General features: G+C 62.3%; 15 protein-coding genes. 8 read left to right on the top strand and 7 right to left on the bottom strand.

All coding sequences use genetic code 11. The features are described from left to right. Positions 1-82: 82 nt before the first annotated feature. From MU848_RS00930 to MU848_RS00920, 3 genes are read right to left on the bottom strand one after another with little or no spacing between them, the layout of a single operon-like run. Entirely contained in the window at positions 83-1,336 is a 1,254-nt protein-coding gene (locus MU848_RS00930; protein ID WP_247229614.1) for an FG-GAP repeat domain-containing protein, read from the bottom strand. After that, positions 1,333-2,283: a sugar phosphate isomerase/epimerase family protein gene (locus tag MU848_RS00925; RefSeq protein ID WP_247229612.1), complete on the bottom strand. Its 951-nt coding sequence runs from the start codon at positions 2,281-2,283 to the stop codon at positions 1,333-1,335. Before MU848_RS00925 ends, MU848_RS00930 begins: the two co-directional genes overlap by 4 nt. Positions 2,284-2,308: 25 nt before the next feature. Then, complete coding sequence (locus MU848_RS00920; protein WP_247229611.1) at positions 2,309-3,637, bottom strand: MFS transporter; 1,329 nt, start codon at positions 3,635-3,637, stop codon at positions 2,309-2,311. Positions 3,638-3,763: 126 nt separating this feature from the next. Here MU848_RS00920 and MU848_RS00915 point away from each other — a divergent pair, with 126 nt between their 5' ends. From MU848_RS00915 to MU848_RS00890, 6 genes are all read left to right on the top strand, one after another. Further along, positions 3,764-4,261: an RpiB/LacA/LacB family sugar-phosphate isomerase gene (locus MU848_RS00915; protein ID WP_097093450.1), complete on the top strand. Its 498-nt coding sequence runs from the start codon at positions 3,764-3,766 to the stop codon at positions 4,259-4,261. A gap of 2 nt (positions 4,262-4,263) precedes the next feature. After that, the gene (locus tag MU848_RS00910; RefSeq protein ID WP_247229609.1) at positions 4,264-5,217 is read left to right on the top strand and encodes a ribokinase; all 954 of its coding nucleotides are present in this window, start codon (positions 4,264-4,266) and stop codon (positions 5,215-5,217) included. A 3-nt stretch (positions 5,218-5,220) separates the two neighbouring features. Next, on the top strand, positions 5,221-6,381 hold the full coding sequence (locus tag MU848_RS00905) for a hypothetical protein (RefSeq protein ID WP_247229606.1): 1,161 nt from the start codon (positions 5,221-5,223) through the stop codon (positions 6,379-6,381). A 116-nt stretch (positions 6,382-6,497) separates the two neighbouring features. Then, positions 6,498-9,530, top strand: a complete 3,033-nt coding sequence (locus MU848_RS00900) for a PAS domain-containing protein (protein WP_247229604.1) — start codon at positions 6,498-6,500, stop codon at positions 9,528-9,530. Positions 9,531-9,632: 102 nt separating this feature from the next. Then, positions 9,633-10,010, top strand: a complete 378-nt coding sequence (locus MU848_RS00895) for a hypothetical protein (RefSeq protein WP_247229603.1) — start codon at positions 9,633-9,635, stop codon at positions 10,008-10,010. A 180-nt stretch (positions 10,011-10,190) separates the two neighbouring features. Further along, positions 10,191-11,156 carry an SDR family NAD(P)-dependent oxidoreductase gene (locus MU848_RS00890; protein ID WP_247229601.1) on the top strand — a complete coding sequence of 322 codons (966 nt, stop codon included), beginning with the start codon at positions 10,191-10,193 and terminating at the stop codon, positions 11,154-11,156. Between the two features lie 34 nt (positions 11,157-11,190). Here the strand turns inward: MU848_RS00890 and MU848_RS00885 are convergent, their stop codons facing one another. The 4 genes from MU848_RS00885 to MU848_RS00870 form a co-directional block, all read right to left on the bottom strand. Continuing rightward, on the bottom strand, positions 11,191-11,940 hold the full coding sequence (locus tag MU848_RS00885; protein ID WP_247229599.1) for an SDR family NAD(P)-dependent oxidoreductase: 750 nt from the start codon (positions 11,938-11,940) through the stop codon (positions 11,191-11,193). Positions 11,941-11,947: 7 nt separating this feature from the next. Next, on the bottom strand, positions 11,948-12,841 hold the full coding sequence (locus MU848_RS00880; protein ID WP_247229597.1) for an amidohydrolase family protein: 894 nt from the start codon (positions 12,839-12,841) through the stop codon (positions 11,948-11,950). Then, positions 12,838-14,007 (bottom strand): alpha-hydroxy acid oxidase, encoded by a 1,170-nt coding sequence (locus tag MU848_RS00875; RefSeq protein ID WP_247229595.1) that lies wholly within the window; start codon positions 14,005-14,007, stop codon positions 12,838-12,840. Before MU848_RS00875 ends, MU848_RS00880 begins: the two co-directional genes overlap by 4 nt. Before the next feature lie 163 nt (positions 14,008-14,170). Continuing rightward, the gene (locus MU848_RS00870) at positions 14,171-15,118 is read right to left on the bottom strand and encodes a LysR substrate-binding domain-containing protein (protein WP_247229593.1); all 948 of its coding nucleotides are present in this window, start codon (positions 15,116-15,118) and stop codon (positions 14,171-14,173) included. 89 nt (positions 15,119-15,207) lie between these two features. Here MU848_RS00870 and MU848_RS00865 point away from each other — a divergent pair, with 89 nt between their 5' ends. Continuing rightward, the gene (locus MU848_RS00865; RefSeq protein WP_097093441.1) at positions 15,208-15,759 is read left to right on the top strand and encodes a thiamine pyrophosphate-binding protein; all 552 of its coding nucleotides are present in this window, start codon (positions 15,208-15,210) and stop codon (positions 15,757-15,759) included. Further along, positions 15,747-16,337: a thiamine pyrophosphate-dependent enzyme gene (locus MU848_RS00860; RefSeq protein WP_097093440.1), complete on the top strand. Its 591-nt coding sequence runs from the start codon at positions 15,747-15,749 to the stop codon at positions 16,335-16,337. The genes MU848_RS00865 and MU848_RS00860 overlap by 13 nt, the downstream gene beginning before the upstream one ends. Positions 16,338-16,360: the final 23 nt, after the last annotated feature.

Raw genomic sequence — 16,360 nt, 5'->3', positions numbered from 1 at the left:
TTACAAAGCGGAGGAGGAAGCTGCAAATCGCAACTTGCGTGAAAAGGACAATTCCATCTGGCGGAATGCTATTGTCGTCGAACTATTTGGCCTTCTTCCCCAGCAGCAGGCGGGCCTGCGTACCCCAGGTGCCGACGAAAAGGTCTTCCACGCCGTCTCCGTTGACGTCGCCTTTTGCCATGCTCCAGCTGCGCCCCACGGCGGTGGCGGGCATGATGGTCGCCGTCAAATCGCTGAAGCGGCCCTTGCCGTCATTGGCATAGGCACGCAGTTGCAATGGCTTGAAGCCCGGCACGTCGATCGCCCCGACGATCAGGTCGGGATGGCCGTCATGGTTGAAGTCCATCACCATCCCGCCCCAGCTGGAGAAGCGGTTGACAGGCAGGCGCGTCTTGGTTTCGTCGCGGAACTTGCCCCGCCCCTTGTTGATCAGCAACCGCGCCTGGGGATCCTTGTCCCATTTCTTGTTGTTGCTGGTCAGGTTCAGGAACAGGATGTCGGGCCGTCCGTCAGCATTGGCGTCGAACACATGCACTTCGCGCGTCTCCATGGGCGTCAGCAACTGGAGGCCTTTCGACGCCTCGCGAAAATGCCCTTTGCCATCGTTCAGCAGCAGCCGGTTCGGCGGGCTTTCATTAGCGACCACCATGTCGAGATCGCCGTCGCCATCGACATCCACCAGCGCGATGTCCTGCGTATCATCCTCATAAGCGGGCAGATGAGTTGCCGTGGCGTCTATGAAGGTGCCGGGCTGTTTGGGATCGTTGAGCCAAAGGAAATTCTGTCCCGAAGCGCGCGGCTTGCCGGGGCGGTCCTCCGCCGAATTGCCGATGGCGATGTCGGGCAGGCCATCGCCATTGACGTCGCCGACCGCCAGCCCATTGCCTTCGCTCATCTTCGGCAACCGGTCCGACGCTTCGGTAAACACACCCCCCGGCCCGCCGAGGAACAGTTGGTGCGCATGATCCTCCTCGGCAACGAAGATCAGGTCGGGAAAGCCATCGCGGTTGAAGTCGGCCGACAGCACATGTTCGCTATCATGCGCCTTGGTGCCAAGCGCGCCCTGTTTCCAGGTGAAACGCCCCTGCCCGTCATTGATGTAGAGCCGGTTCGGGCCCATTTCGACGGCCAGCACTGCGTCCAGATCGCCATCACCGTCCACGTCAACCAGCGCGACATCCAGGGCGTGGAGATATTTGGAAACGGGGACATGCGTGTCCGTCACGTCGTCGAACATCAGTGTCGACGCGGCTTCATTCTGCGCCTGCCCGGGCATCGCGCCTGCCATCAGAAAAGCGAAGATCGCCGTGCGGCTCATCAGGCGACGGTTCATCATGCGGTCTCCAGCTTGCGAAGATAGGAAAGGCTCTTCTTGAGAGAGTCGATGCGCGCCCCGGTGAAAGGCGGCTCCTGTTCAACGAAGAAATTGCGCACGCCCGCACCTCGCGCCGCCTTCAGGATTGCGGGCCAGTTCATTATGCCCGACCCGACCTCCGTCGGCTTCTGCTGCATATGATAATTGATCTGCGTACCCGCCGCGATGTCCTTCACATGCATCTGGGTGAAGCGGCCGCGATAGCGCTCGAGCCAGGCGGCGGTGTCGTGCCCGCCCGCCGCCAGCCATCCGGCATCCAGCTCGAAATCGACGATGCTCGGGTCCGTTCGTTCAAGCAGGATCTGCAAACCCGTCTTGTTCCCCAGTGGCGCCAGCTCGCCATTATGATTGTGATAACCGATGCGGATACCGTGTTTCTTGAGCACCGCGCCCTTCTCATTGAGGAAGTCGGCCATGCGCTCATAACGGTCGGCCGTAATGGGCGCTCCGCCGGGCTTCATCAGCGACATGAAGGAGATCGGCGGACCCCAGATCGGGTCCTTGGGGAACTGGAAAAGCGGCAACACGGCGTTGCGCGAACCCAGGATATTGAGCTGGTCCACAAGCTTGTCGAGATCATCGAAGTTAAGCCCGCTTGCGCCCGGCACCGTCGACGAAGCGGCGACATGAGCGCTCCGGCAGACAAGGCCCGCTTTGTCCAGCGCAGCCCGGAATTCAGTGGCGGAGCGACGGTGCAGCGACGCAAGCTCCACCGACCGGACGCCTGTCGCCGCGATGCTGGCGAGCGCGCCGTCGAAGTCACGGTTGAGGTCAGGATCGAACATATAAAGCTGGACGCCCGCCCCATCCTTCCCAAGCAAGGAAGCGGATTTGCGGCGCGCCATCGCGGGCACGCCCGCCGCCAGCATCAACAAAGCAGAGGATTTGAGCAGGTCGCGGCGATTCATCGGCATATCTTTCAGTTTGGAAGGGTCAGGCGAGAGCGGCCTTGCGGCTCGCCTCCCGCAGGGAGGTTTCGGGATAGCGCATCATGCACAGGACCACGCCAAGGGAAAACAGTGCGGGCACGATGCCGATCAACGTGCGCAGCGGCAAGGCGTTGCGCGGATCGCTGGCATGGGCGGGATCGAAGCCGAGCCAGCCAAGCAGCAGGAAGGCAAGGCCGACCGCCAGCCCCAAGGCCAGCTTCATCGATCCGTTGAGCGTCGCATAGAGCAGCCCGGTGCGATCGACGCCGAAGCGGACGCGAGTAGCGTCGGCGACATCGGCCATCAGCGCGCGCGGCAGGAACCAGGCGATGGGGATGCAAAGGCCCAGCGCCGCGACATTGGCAGCCGTCAGCCAGAAGGCGTTCGCAGGCTGTGTCGCCATGAGCAGTTGCAGTGCCGCCTGCATCAACGCGCCAACTTGCAGCGCGCGCGCCTTGCCGATCCGCCCGGCAAGCTTCGCGAACAGCGGCGTTCCGGCAAAGGCTGCGGCATAGGCGATCAGGATGAGCGTGCTGGCAGCCGCCCGGTCGAACCCCAATTGCCCCATATAGAAGAACAGCGCCACGGCGTTGGCGACGCCGGTCGACAGGGCAATCAGCAAGTCTGCCAGTACAAGCCGGACGACCGGCCCCTGCGAAAAGAGCGCGACATAATCGCGCAATGCAAGGGCTGCCTGAGAACCCTCGGAGGGCTGCTTTTCAGGCGTCGTCTTGAGCGCCAGCAAGATCGCGGCAGGGATCAGCACGATCATGACCCAACCCGCCGCATGCATCCCCGCTCCCGGGTCGCCCGGATAGGCGCTCGCGACGAGCGGCAATATCGCGAGGATAGAAAACTGCCCTGCCGTCGCGAAAATCTGCCACCAGGCGAAAATGCGCGTCCGCTCCGCTGCTCCCGTGGCGAGGGTTGCGGTCCAGGCAAGATGCGACAGCACGATCATCGAAAATCCGATGAAGGCAATGAACAGCCATGCCCATAGATAGGCCATGCCGACTCCCCGCTCCGCCTGGAACAGTGCATAGGTCGACAGCATCAGGATGGGCGCGCTCGCCACCAGCCAGGGGCGATACCGTCCCCAACGCGATCGCGTGGCGTCCATCATTCCGCCCAGCAATGGGTCGATCATCAGGTCCAGCACCCGCACCGTCATGAAGGCAGTGCCGACCGCGCCCACCGGCAGCGCCAGCGCATTGGCGTAAAATTCAGGCAGGAACACCGTGACCAGGGTCGCGTAAGCCTGGATCGCAAGTGCGGTGACGCAAAAGGCCGCGAGCCTGCCGCGCTCCATCGCTTCCTCCCTGCCCTGCGTCATTCGGCCCTCCCCCTTGATCGGATTCCAAACTGGTAATACCACAGCAGGATCAAAGCGCCAGTGGGCAGTTCGATTCTGCCGGTAAAAGACTGCGGAAGCGGCACTGGCAAGGGGGCTCGGGGATCAATGCGCAAACCAGAAACATTGTCCGGTGACGAACAGCTTATCCCGTATCGGGATGTCATCGGCTTTGCCAACGATCATGCCGGTTTCCCTTTGCGCCCGCCGGTGCTGGAGTTGCTTGGCCGCCATAGCGGACGGATCATCGATGTCGGGGCGCAGTCGGAAGAGCCTGTCGACTTTCCCGACGTTACGCGGCGCGCGGTGCAGGCCATCCTCGACAAGCAGACAGATCGGGTCATCCTGCTCTGCGGCACCGGCGCGGGCGCATGCATCGCGGCCAACAAGGTGCGCGGCATTCGCGCTGCGGTAGCGCACGACACCTATGTCGCCCGGCAGGCGGTGGTGCATGATGATGTCAATGTGCTGTGCATCGGCGCGTGGATCACCGGACCGCAAATCGCCCTCGACATCATCCGCCATTTTCTGTCGGCGCAGTTCAGCGACGAAGAACATTTCCGCCGCCGCGTCGCGAAGCTCACATTACTGGAGCAGGGCGGCTGAGCATGGGTGGCAAGGTCGTAATATTGGGCAGCGTCAATGTCGACCTGCTGGTCAGCACGCCGCGCCTGCCGCTTGCGGGAGAAACCGTATCGGGGAGCAGCCTGACACGCCAACTAGGCGGCAAAGGCGCGAACCAGGCCGTCGGCGCGGCGCGCGCGGGGGCGCATTGCATCCTGCTGGCCGCTGTCGGAAAGGATGAAGACGGAGCCAGCATGATAGCTGCGCTTGCCGGTCATGGGGTGGATGTGGAACGAGTGCGTGCCACCTCCTCCGCCACGGGCTGCGCGCTGGTGGCCACATCGCCGCACGATAATCAGATCATTCACATCGCGGGCGCGAACAGCGATGTCGATGCCGCTCTGGCGGCGGAGGTTGATCTTGGCCCGGCCGACGTCTGCCTCGCTCAGATGGAGACGCCTGCTCCCGCCACGGCAGTCCTGTTCCGGCGTGCCCGTACGCTCGGCGCCTTCACCATCCTCAACGCCGCGCCCGCGTCGACAGGAGCGCGTGAGTTGCTGCCGCTCTGCGATCTGCTTATCGTCAATGAAGGCGAACTGGCATTGCTTGCCGGATCAGATGTTGGACCCATGCTGGACGACAATGGCCTGCTGTCGAGCAGGACTCGGCTCGGACTGGAGCATGCCCAAATCCTGCTCGTGACCCTAGGCGCTGATGGTCTGGCGATCATAAGTGAGAACAAGGTCCAGCGTATTGCGGGACGGCCTGCCAAGGTGATCGACACCACCGGCGCAGGCGACTGTTTTTGCGGCTATCTCGCCGCTGGGCTTGCCCGAGGCGACACGATCGAGCGGGCCGCTGCCGAAGCCAATGCCGCCGCGTCCATCGCTGTCCAGTCCTTCGGCGCGGCAGCCTCGATCCCCGATCGCGCAACCGTGCTGCAATGCCTGGGCAGCACTCCCGTACACACTCACAAAAATATCGACAAAGGAGCCTGAAGCGTGACCCATATCATTGCGGCCCGTAAGCCCAATCGAGCCGCCCGCATCTTGAGCGCGGCGCTCCTGATCGTAGCCTTCCCCCTGACCGCGCCTGCCGCAACGGCGAAGGATGCCAAGATCGACTATCTGACCGCGCCCTTCCATCAGGAGCGTCTGCTGGACTGGGGCAACCGGCCCAACTGGTCGCCCGATGGCCGCCGGATAGCCTTCACGAAGGACGATCTGGTCGATAGTCCGGCTTATGAGATTGATCTCCGTACGAAAAAAGTGCGCTGCCTGACCTGCAAGTTCGGCGACACGCAATTCGTCACCCGCATTTTCTACCTGCCCGACAGCAGCTTCCTGATCGAGGCCGCGCCGGGGATGAAAGGCGGCAGCGGCGGCGCGGCCGATGCGGGCCGCACCCAGCTCTTCTGGATGTCGAAGAAGCTGGCCCGCCCTGTTTCGCTGAACAGCGGGGCCATGGGCGACATAGCGATCGCACGCAGCCCCAATGCGGACGGATCGGTCGACATCGCCTGGTCACGCCCGACCGCCACGGGTCTGGAACTCACCAAGGCAAAGCTCGTCAATGATGGACGCACCGCCCGCCTTGCGGACCAGCACGCCCTTTATACCTATCGCCCCGGCCAGCCCGGCCCGGCCAGCTTCCCTGAAGCCTATGACTTTATCGATGGCGGGCGGAGCGTCATGTTCTGGACCACCGAGGTCGCCACGCTTGACAGCGAAATGTACAAGGTCGACATCGCGACCAAGGCCGTGAGCAAGGTGTACGCCACCCCGTCACATAACGAAACTCATGTCTTCCCGAACGAGCGCTATGGCCTGGAAGAAGCGAATATCCATTCCGATCCGGATGGCCCCTATCGCGGCATTAGCGCCCATATCAAACCGGGCGTCGAACAGATCCTGCGCTTTGCGGGTAAAAGCGATGCAGCGGAGATCGCCGCCGCCAACTCCGGCAAGGGCTTCGACATCTTCGTCATCACGATGGACGGCAAGTCTCGCCGAGCCCTTACCAATGTCAGCCGATCGGGGGCGCAGGCGCATCAATCCACCGTGTCCCCGGACGGCCGCCGCATAGCTTTTGCCATCAAGGATCCCGCCGGAAAGTCCGGCCACTCCGCAGGGCTTTATATCGGAACCTTCGGAGGAAAATAATTTTCGAGGGGGCGGGTTTTAACCCGCTCCCACCTCCAACCGAAAAGCTACGAAGAAGTGGCCGTCCATTTAGCTCTCTGGCGCATCGACGCGATCTTCTCTATCGCTAGGCGCAAATGCAACAGAGCGACCAATGCACCACCGACCTGCCGCTCATAGCGGAGCAGGAGCTGCTGATAGCTGCTGTCGCGGACCAGCCGATGTCTGTCAGATTGATCACCGGCGTCATCGCGGATGCGCCGTTCCCGATGTTTATCCTCATCGGGGAGACGCGTCGGCTGGTCTACAACAGCGCGTACATTCCCATTCTCGGCCCGCATCACCCCAGCGCGATGGGCCGCCCGTTCTTTGAGGTTTGGCCGGAAGTCCGCGATGTGATCGAGCCGGTAGTGGACCTGGCATTTGCAGGGGAAGCGACACGCTTTGAAGACCTGCCGGTCACGCTTCATCGGCCCGAGCCCGGGCCTGCCTGGTTCACCTTTTCCTATAGCCCGGTACGAGACGAATCCGGAGCCGCCGTTGCCGCCCTTTGCGTCTGCACGGAAACGACCCGAACGGTGATCGCGCGAGAGCGCCAGCATTTCATGAGCCGGCTGGAAGCTTCCTTCCGCAATTTGCAAGACGCCGAAGAGATTGTCATGGCGGCGCAGGCGCTGCTTGGTGAGCATTTCGGGATGAGCCGGGTAGGCTATGGCAGCCTGGATCCGGAAGGGCGCTATTTCACCACGTCCGGTAACTGGACTGATGGCTCCGTGCCGCATCACAACGGCACCCATGATCTCGCCGCCTTTGGTGACGAGATTTTCTCTGCGCTGCGCAATGGCGTCTCCCTGGCGGTTGAGGATACGTTGACGGACTCGCGCGCGCAGGGTCCCATGAGCGCTGCCGCGTTCGCTGCCCTGCAAGTCCGCTCTGCGGTGACGGTATCGCTGATCAAGGATCGCCGCTTCGTCGCCGCGCTTTACCTGCATCATCAAGAACCGCGCCGCTGGACGGCCGAAGAGGTCGATTTGATCCAGGAGGTGGCTGAGCGCACTTGGTCAGCCGTGGAGCGGGCCCATGCTCAAGCGGATTTGCGCGCCTTGGCCGAACGGCAAGGCTTTTTTCTTGAGCTTGGGGATGAATTGAGGCCCTTGGTTCGGGCCGAGCAGATCAAGGAGACCGCGGCGCGCCTTCTGGGACGATATCTGCGCGTCGGCCGCGCCGGCTATGGTGAGATCGACGCGGAGCAGCGCCATGTCACCGTCGAGCGCGACTGGAGCGATGGCCACATGGCCTCTCTTGCGGGCGAAACACGTCCCTTGGATGTTTTCGGCCCCGCCGTCATAGCGCAGCTAAAGGCAGGCAAGCTGCTTCGGATTCCGTCGGTCGCGGACGATGCTGTCGCCGCGCCTTACGCCGAGGGATATGCCAGCATCGGCGCTACGGCCTTGTTGATCGTGCCACTCATAAAGGAAGGCCGCCTGACGGCGATCCTATACCTCCACGAAGCCGAAACAAGAATTTGGACCGATGAGGAGGCCGCCGTTGCGTTAGGGGTCGCGGAGCGCACTTGGGCAGCGGTCGAACGCGCACGTGCCGAGGATGCGGTGCGGCAACTCAACGCGACGCTGGAGCGTCGGGTCGGTGAAGCGCTGGCCGAGCGTCGGCTGTTTGCTGAAATCGTCGCCGCGACGGACTCCCCGATCCAGATGATCGGCGTGGACTATCGTTTCCTGGCCATCAACCCGGCCGGTCAGCTTGATTATGAACGCGTATTCGGCGTCCGGCCCCAAATCGGTCAATCATTGCTTCAATTACTATCGCATCTGCCTGAACAATGTGAGGGAGCGCGAAAGCTGTGGGCGCGAGCTCTCGCTGGTGAATCTTTCCAGCAGCGCGCATGGTGGGGCGACAGCCCGGCAGACCGGCGAGCCTATGACATGCATTTTGAGCCGGTGCGCGATGCGTCTGGAGAGGTGACGGCGGCTTACCTCATTGGGCGAGATGTCACCGATCTTCTGCGCGAGCAGGAGCGTCTTGCTGAAGCGGAAGAGCAATTGCGCCACGCCCAGAAGATGGAGGCGATGGGCCAGCTCACCGGCGGCGTCGCACATGACTTCAACAATCTTCTGACGCCGATCGTCGGCAGCCTGGACATCCTGCAACGGAGGGGGTTGGGAGGCGAACGCGAGCAGCGTCTGATTGCAGGCGCGGCACAGTCGGCTGAACGCGCCAAGGTTCTGGTGCAACGCCTGCTTGCTTTCGCCCGCCGCCAACCGCTGCAACCAAGCGCGGTAGACCTTGGCAGCCTCGTCCACGGCATGGCCGATCTCATCGCCAGCACGGCGGGCCCTCAGATCAAGGTAGCGGTAGAGGTCGCGGACGATCTTCCTCCCGCACATGCCGATCATAATCAGTTGGAGATGGCGCTGCTTAACCTCGCGGTGAACGCACGCGATGCCATGCCAGACGGCGGCATGCTCCGCATCAGCGTGGTTGCCTCCGAGGATCAGGGCAACCGCCCGGAACAGCTGACGGGCGAACGCTACCTCAAGCTTTCCGTTGCCGACACGGGTGTAGGCATGGACGAAGCGACATTGGCACGCGCGATCGAACCATTCTTCTCAACCAAGGGCGTCGGTCAAGGCACAGGTCTTGGCCTGTCCATGGCGCATGGCCTTGCATCACAACTCGGCGGCGCCCTCACCATTCAGAGCCACCTGGGAGTGGGAACCAACGTGCAGCTGTGGCTGCCGATCAGCAGCGCTCACGCCACTGCCGCCCCGCTCCCCACGGCAGCGGCAGGTCAGAAAGCGGCGGCCGGGATTGCGCTGGTCGTCGACGATGAAGATCTTGCCCGCATGACGACGTCCGCGATGCTGGGCGACATCGGTTATGATGTGGTCGAAGCGGCCTCCGCCGAACAAGCGATGAAGTTGGTCGAACAAGGATTGTCGCCCGATTTGCTCGTCACCGATCATTTGATGCCGGGGAAAAGCGGAACAGAGCTTGCGCGCGACCTGATTGTGGCACTGCCTCAAATACAAGTGCTTATCGTCTCGGGTTATGCCGAGCTGGATGAGATCGCGCCGGATCTGAGGCGGTTAGTGAAGCCGTTCCGGAGCGACGAACTTGCCGCGGCCTTGGACGAGGCATCCGGCGTCTGAAGAAATGTCATTGATCCGAAGCAATGAAGACCTTCTTCACCTTCAATATCTGGAACATCTGAGCCGAGGGATAATTGGTGCTGCGCTTGAACCGGAGCCAGCATGCGCATCCCCCCTCTTGAAGTGCTCATTGGAACAGCCTGTATTGCGGGTGCCGCAGGTTACACCATCCTCTGCTATTTGTTCAAAATGAGCGACATATGCTGCCGGGATGATGTAGGCATCATCGTTTCGGCGAGCCTGTTGCTTGTGCTCTTGCCCCTGTTGATGCTGGGGTCGAGCCTGGCCCGGATCGGCGTGACTATCGTTGCTGGATCAGGGCTTGCTCTGGCGCTTCATCATGGCGGCATCACGCTACATGACGGCGCGCTTCATAGCGCAATGGCGAAGGCCGTGGCGGTTCTGCTGATGGGAACGGCCGCCTTATGGCATTCGCCAGCCAATATCTGGTTCCGTCGCGGGCAGGGCCTGACCTGCTGATCTCTTTCCGTCAAGTTTGACGGATTGAATAGGTCTGCTCCTCTGCCGGCTGGAGCTATGCCCAAAGCAGCGGCTTATCGCATCATGCGCAAAATTCATGAAAAATGCGCAATAATGGAGCCGCTCGGTTGCCGCACTGAACGCGAACGGTAAAGCGTGACACCAATCACGGGAGATAAAATGTCCGATACCATATCGCTGCCGACCGCAGATGACGTGCTGCGTGGCGTGGACCTGACAGGATGCACTGCCGTCGTAACTGGAGCATCCTCCGGCGTCGGCGTGGCCATTGCCGCAGCGCTTGCCGGTGCGGGAGCCGAGGTAACGCTGGCGGTGCGCGACATGGCCGCTGGACGGGACGTATCAGAACGCATCGCCGCTTCGCGAGGAGTGGCACCCCCTGCTGTCGAACAGGTTGATCTCCTTTCAATGGCCTCTGTCCGCGCCTTCGCCGAGCGTTGGCGCAGTCGGCCGCTCGATCTCCTCATCAACAATGCCGGGCTGATGGGCCCGCCGCTCACGATGACTGAGGATGGCTTCGAAAGCCAAATGGCCGTCAACTATTTCGCGCCGTTTCTCCTGTCAGAGCTGCTTCTGCCATCTCTGGCAGCAGCGAGGGAAGGAAGCGGGATCGGCCGGGTAGTCATCGTCTCTTCAGGGTCCCATCAGTTGGCGACTTTGGATACCCACGACCTCAATTATGAGAGGCGTGCCTATGACAAGTTCGAGGCCTATGGCCATGCCAAGCTGTGCGCCAACCTGCTTGCCGTCGAATATAGCCGTCGCCATGCGGATGTGGGCGTGACGATGAATGCGGTCACGCCGGGTGGGGTTGAAACCAAACTGGGCCGGCATGTCACCTTTGAAGACGCGGTCAAGCTGGGTTGGGTCAATGAAGACGGCTCATTGCCGCAGGGCCGCATGAAGACGGCGGATGAAGGCGCGGCAACTCCGGTGTGGGCCGCTGTCGCACCAGAGCTGGAGGGCCAAGGGGGACTGTATCTCGAAGATTGCGCCATTGCGCCGATCTGGGCTCCGCCGATGCCTTCGGGCTGGGGCGTGTCTTCCTCCTCGCTTGAACCGGACGCGGCCCGCCTGCTCTGGCAGGTAGCTGAAGGTCTGCTTAGGAAGAGTGGCTTGAAATAGATCGGGCACTTTTAAATGCGCCGGCACCCTCGTTTCATCCCGGCATGGTATAGTTGAGACCGAGCCGGCCGCCATCGGCGTAGATCGTTTGGCCGGTGATGTAGGAGGCGTCGTCGCTCGCCAGAAATGCGGCGATGCTCGCAATTTCTTCCGGGTCGCCGACGCGGCCCAGCGGCGTGCGGCTGAGGATAAGACGGCGTTGCTCCTCGCCCGCCATGACGCTCTTGCCCATTTCGGTCATGATGGTCCCGGGGCCGATGGCGTTGACCCGGATGCCGCGGGGCGCGAGTGAAACGGCCGTCACGTTGGTCAGCTGCCGTATCGCGCCTTTTGAAACGGCATAGGCAATCTGGTTCGGGATCGCGAGCAGGGCGTTCACCGACGAAAGGTTGATGATCGAGCCGCCCTTCCGCATCAGCCTGGCCGCAGCCTGTGTCGCAAAGGTCGCGGCCTTGACATTGACGGCCATCACCCGATCAAAGCCCTCCTCCGTCAGATCATCCAGTTCGGCCGCATGCGTTATCCCCGCATTGTTCACCAATATGTCAAGGCGGCCCCAGTTCGACGCAACATCATCGAACAGCGCCTCGCGGTCTGCCGTGAGCGCCATGTCAGCACGCAGGAAACGCTGACCGAGCCGCTGGGCAAGCACCTGCCCGGCCTCTTCATTCATGTCGGTGAGCAGCACTTGCGCGCCTTCGGCAACAAGGCGCTCGGCGATGGCCGCTCCTATGCCCGCAGCTGCTCCGGTGACGATGGCAACCTTGCCAGCAAGACGAGTCATGACAGCATCAGAAGCCATAGAAGCGTGCCGGATTATCGACGAGGATGCGGTTGCGCACCGTTTCGTCAGGCACCCATTCGGCTAGCAGGTCGAGCAGCCCCGATACCGTAGGCATCGGCCGCCACTGCGCGACATGGGGCCAATCGGATCCCCAGACGCATCGATCGGGCGCTGCAGCGACCAGCGCCTGGGCGAAGGGGATGGAATCGCGATAACCCGGCTGTTCCGACATGCGGAAGGCGTCCGAAATCTTGACCCATCCGCCATCCGCGACCATCTGCACCAGCGTCTGGAACCCTGGATGATCGACGCCGACCTCATAGGGTATGTGTCCCATATGATCGATGATCCATGGGGCACGAAGACGAGCTATGCGCGGGGCGAGGTCCACAAGGTCTCGCCCGTCCAGCAGAAACTGAAGATGCCAGCCCATTTCACAGGCCAGCGCGTCGAACCGCTCCAGTTCCTTGAATCCTATGCCCCCACCGTACAGACCCGCGCCATCTCGGATGAAATCGTTGAGGCGAAGGCCACGCACGCCCGCCTCATGCGCCCGCGAATATTCTGCCTCGGGCAGGTCAGCGGACATCACTGCAACGCCGCGCAACCGTGTGCGATGCGCCGACAGTGTCTCATAGAGCAGCCGATTGTCCGTTCCATGCACGCTGACCTGGATAAGGACGCCCTTGACGAAACCCACAGCATCCAGCATCGCGAGATAGGCCTCCGCGCTGGCAGGCGGCGGGGTGTAGGACCGTTCCGCCACCAGCGGATATTCCGGCGGCGCGCCGATGACATGGCAATGCGTGTCGATCGCGCCTTCGGGCATCACGAAACGGGTTGGCGGTCCCTGCTCGGCTGGTGGGCCGGGGCATGGGCGGGGCTGCTCGGTCTCTGTCATATGGCTGCTCCGTCCGTGCGGTGAAGATAATCCGGCCCAAGCTCATCCAGCGACTTGGTCCCCAAGAGGGCCATGTTGCGGTCGATTTCCGCACGCAACAGCCCGATGGCGTGGCGCACGCCCGCTTCCCCGTGAACCGCCGCAGCATAGAGGAAGGGTCGGCCAATCAAAACCATGCGAGCCCCCAAGGCGATCGCCTTCAATATGTCGCTGCCGCGGCGGAACCCGCTGTCGATCAGGACCGGCATGTCGCCTGCTGCGGCGACGGCGCCGGGCAAGGCATCGAGCGTCGCAATCGCCCCGTCGAGCTGCCGCCCGCCATGATTGGACAGGATGATTGCATCCGCCCCGACGCTGCGCGCCAAGCTGGCATCTTCGGCGTGCAGCAATCCCTTGATGACCAGATTGCCACGCCAGCGGTCACGAATATGCCTGATCCCGTCCCATGTCAGCCGGTCGCGCTGTCCGAAGCTGCGCTCGACATTGCGTGCGATCACTGGCGCGCCGCGCGTTGCACTCGAATTCTCGAACGCTGGCATGCCATGGCGGAGCAAGGTCGGCGCAAAGGTGCCGAGCAGCCAGCGGGGATGCAGCACCCCGTCCAGCGCCAGCCGAAGCGACGGCTTGAGCGGCGTGGAGAAGCGTTCGCGGATTAAATTCTCACGATTGCCCAGAACCGGCACATCCACGGAAATGACGAGCGTGCCAAAGCCTGCCTTTGTGACCCGGTCCACCACACCGTCGATCCAGTCGCGATCAGCGGGAAGATAGGCCTGGAACCAGCAGGAGGGCGAAACCGTCCGCACCTCCTCCAGCCGGATGAGCGATGTCGCGCTGAGCAGCATCGGTACATTTTCGGCGTGGGCGGCTCGCGCGAGGGCAATGTCCCCCCGCATGGCGATCAGGGCCGAAAGTCCCATGGGCGCTATGCCGAAAGGGGAACTCCAATTCTCACCGAATAGGGAAAGCTGCTGGGTCCGGCCCGCCATGTCCCGCAAAACACGCGAAACGAAAGCGACCCGACGCATCGCCTCTCGATTGGCGGCAACCGTCAGATTATCTTCGCATGCTCCAGCGACATAGCCGAACAGCGGGCGTGGCAGATGCGCGCGCGCAAGGGCTTCATAGTCCCCAAGGGAAAGGACGCCCGCTGCCTTCCGCTTCATTCGGGCCGATGGCTCGGCTTCCCGCCTATCCAACCCTGTCCTCCCCACCATTTCCTCGTTCCGGCATCGCGATGAAATAGCCCCCGCACTGCGCTCATAGTCATAGAACAGCTATCGCCACCTATGCCGGATCGATATGTCCGAACGGCGCGATACCTCTTAATCAATATTGCAGCTGGGCCTTCCAGACACCGCTATCCACCAGATGCTTGATCTCCTCACGCACCAGCCGAACGATGATCCGCGTCGAACGGGTCAGCTGCTCCTCGCGCGGCATGCCGAGCACCAACTGGCGGGCGACGGGCGGATGGCCGATAGGCGCATAGCGCAAGATGCCAGCATCGACTTCGCGGCTCATCGATGAGAGTGGCAATACAGTATAGCCAAGACCGAATTCCACCAGCTCCTTCAGCACCAGAAAGGAGTCCGCTTCAAATCGGACATTGAGCGGAACACCGGCCTTGCGCGCCGCTGCCTCCACGATCAGCCGAAGTCCGTGCGACTGGCTGGGCAGCACGATGGGCAGCTTGACGACTTCCTGGATCGAAATCGGCGTCGCAGGATTGAGGTCGGAGGATGAGGGGCCGACAAGGACCAACTCCTCATACAATATCTCCGCCACATTCATCTGGAAATCCGAAGCCGGGCCGTACAGCAGCGCGACATCGATCTCGCCTCTTTGCAGCCAGTCGATCAGGTGCCCGGCATAGCCCTCGACGATCCGCAGCGAGATATTGGGCGCCTGCTCCGCGACACGGCGGGCAAGCCGTCCAGCCAGAATATAGCTGACCGTCGGAGGAACCCCCAGGGCGATCTGGCCGCCTCCTTCCGCCGATCGGTTGCGTATGTCGTCGAACGCCTGCCGGACCTGGCGTACGGGTCCCGCGATATGCTGCCGCAATTCCTCGCCCGCGGGTGTGAGCTGCATGCCTCTGCGATGCCGGTAGAACAGCGGTGTGCCTGCCTCTTCCTCAAGGATGCGCATCTGTCTGCTCAACGCGGGCTGAGCGATCCGCATCCTGTCTGCCGCCCGGCTGAGCGAGCCGAGCTCGGCGATTTTCAGGAAATGTTCAAGCCGCCGGAAGTCCACCTGCACGCGCCTTTCTATCATGCCCAACCGACATAGCTGGACGCGTATATTGTTCCTATTGGTTTAGCAAATCCCGCAATAGGCTTTGCGAAATCCACTTCGAGGGACACATGTCAGCCATTAGCGAGACGGAAACAGGGGCACACGCCGACTCCCCCTGGGCACCTATAATCTTTGACGCCTTGCAGCAGGCGAATGTACGGCAGGTCAGCTATGTTCCGGACGCAGGCCATGCCCGGCTGATCCGCATGTGCAGCGCCGCCGAGAACATGAAGAGCATTGTCCTCACCACCGAGGAAGAGGGTATCGCCCTCTGCACCGGCGCGTGGCTGGGCGGGGAGCGGAGCGCCCTCCTCATGCAGTCGAGCGGGGTTGGCAATTGCATCAACATGCTCTCGCTGCTGGCGAGCTGCCGCGTTCCGTTTCTGACGATCGTCACGATGCGCGGCGAGTTTCAGGAATTCAACCCGTGGCAAGTGTCGATGGGCCGCGCGACGCCCGCCGCGCTTGAGATCATGGGCGTCACCACCATCCGCATCGACCGGCTTGAAGACCTCGCCCCGATGATGGCGTCCGCCGCGACCATGGCGTTCGAAAGCGATCAGCCGATCGCTATCCTGTTGTCGCAAAGCATGCTGGGAGCGAAGAAATGGCTGAAGTGAACCGTCTCCACCGCCGCCAGGCCGTGGCGGACCTGCTCGCCGATCGCAAGGATATGCTGATCGTCACTGGCCTTGGTTCCCCCACCTATGATGTCTTCGCGGCGGGCGACCATCCCGGCAACTTCTACCTGTGGGGAGCCATGGGCGGCGCGGCTTTGACCGGACTCGGCCTCGCGCTGGCGCAGCCGGAGCGTCCAGTGACGGTCGTGACCGGCGATGGAGAGCAGCTGATGGGCATTGGCGGCCTTGCAACGATCGGCGTTCAGCGGCCGAACAACCTCTCGATCGTTGTTCTCGACAACGGCCATTATGGCGAAACCGGCGGACAGATGAGTCACGCGGGCGCAGGGATCAACCTGGCCGAGATGGCGCGAGTGTGCGGCTTCACGGAATGTTTCGAAGTCACCGATGAGGCGGGCATCGCTCGGGCGCGCGAAGCGATCGGCACGATCGGCGAAGGTCCGCGCCTGATCGTCATCCGCATCGTGCACGAGGAAACGCCGCGTGCCCTGCCCGCCCGCGATGGTGTATGGCTGAAGGCACGCATGCGCGAACATCTGGGCTTCGGGCCGAATTAAAGTAGCAGCAGGCCACGCTGGGC

The organism is Sphingobium agri, assembly GCF_023051225.1.
In the GTDB taxonomy this organism is placed as follows: domain Bacteria; phylum Pseudomonadota; class Alphaproteobacteria; order Sphingomonadales; family Sphingomonadaceae; genus Sphingobium; species Sphingobium agri.
The sequence above is the reverse complement of the archived record's forward strand: the minus strand, read 5'-3'. Positions and strand labels throughout refer to the sequence as shown.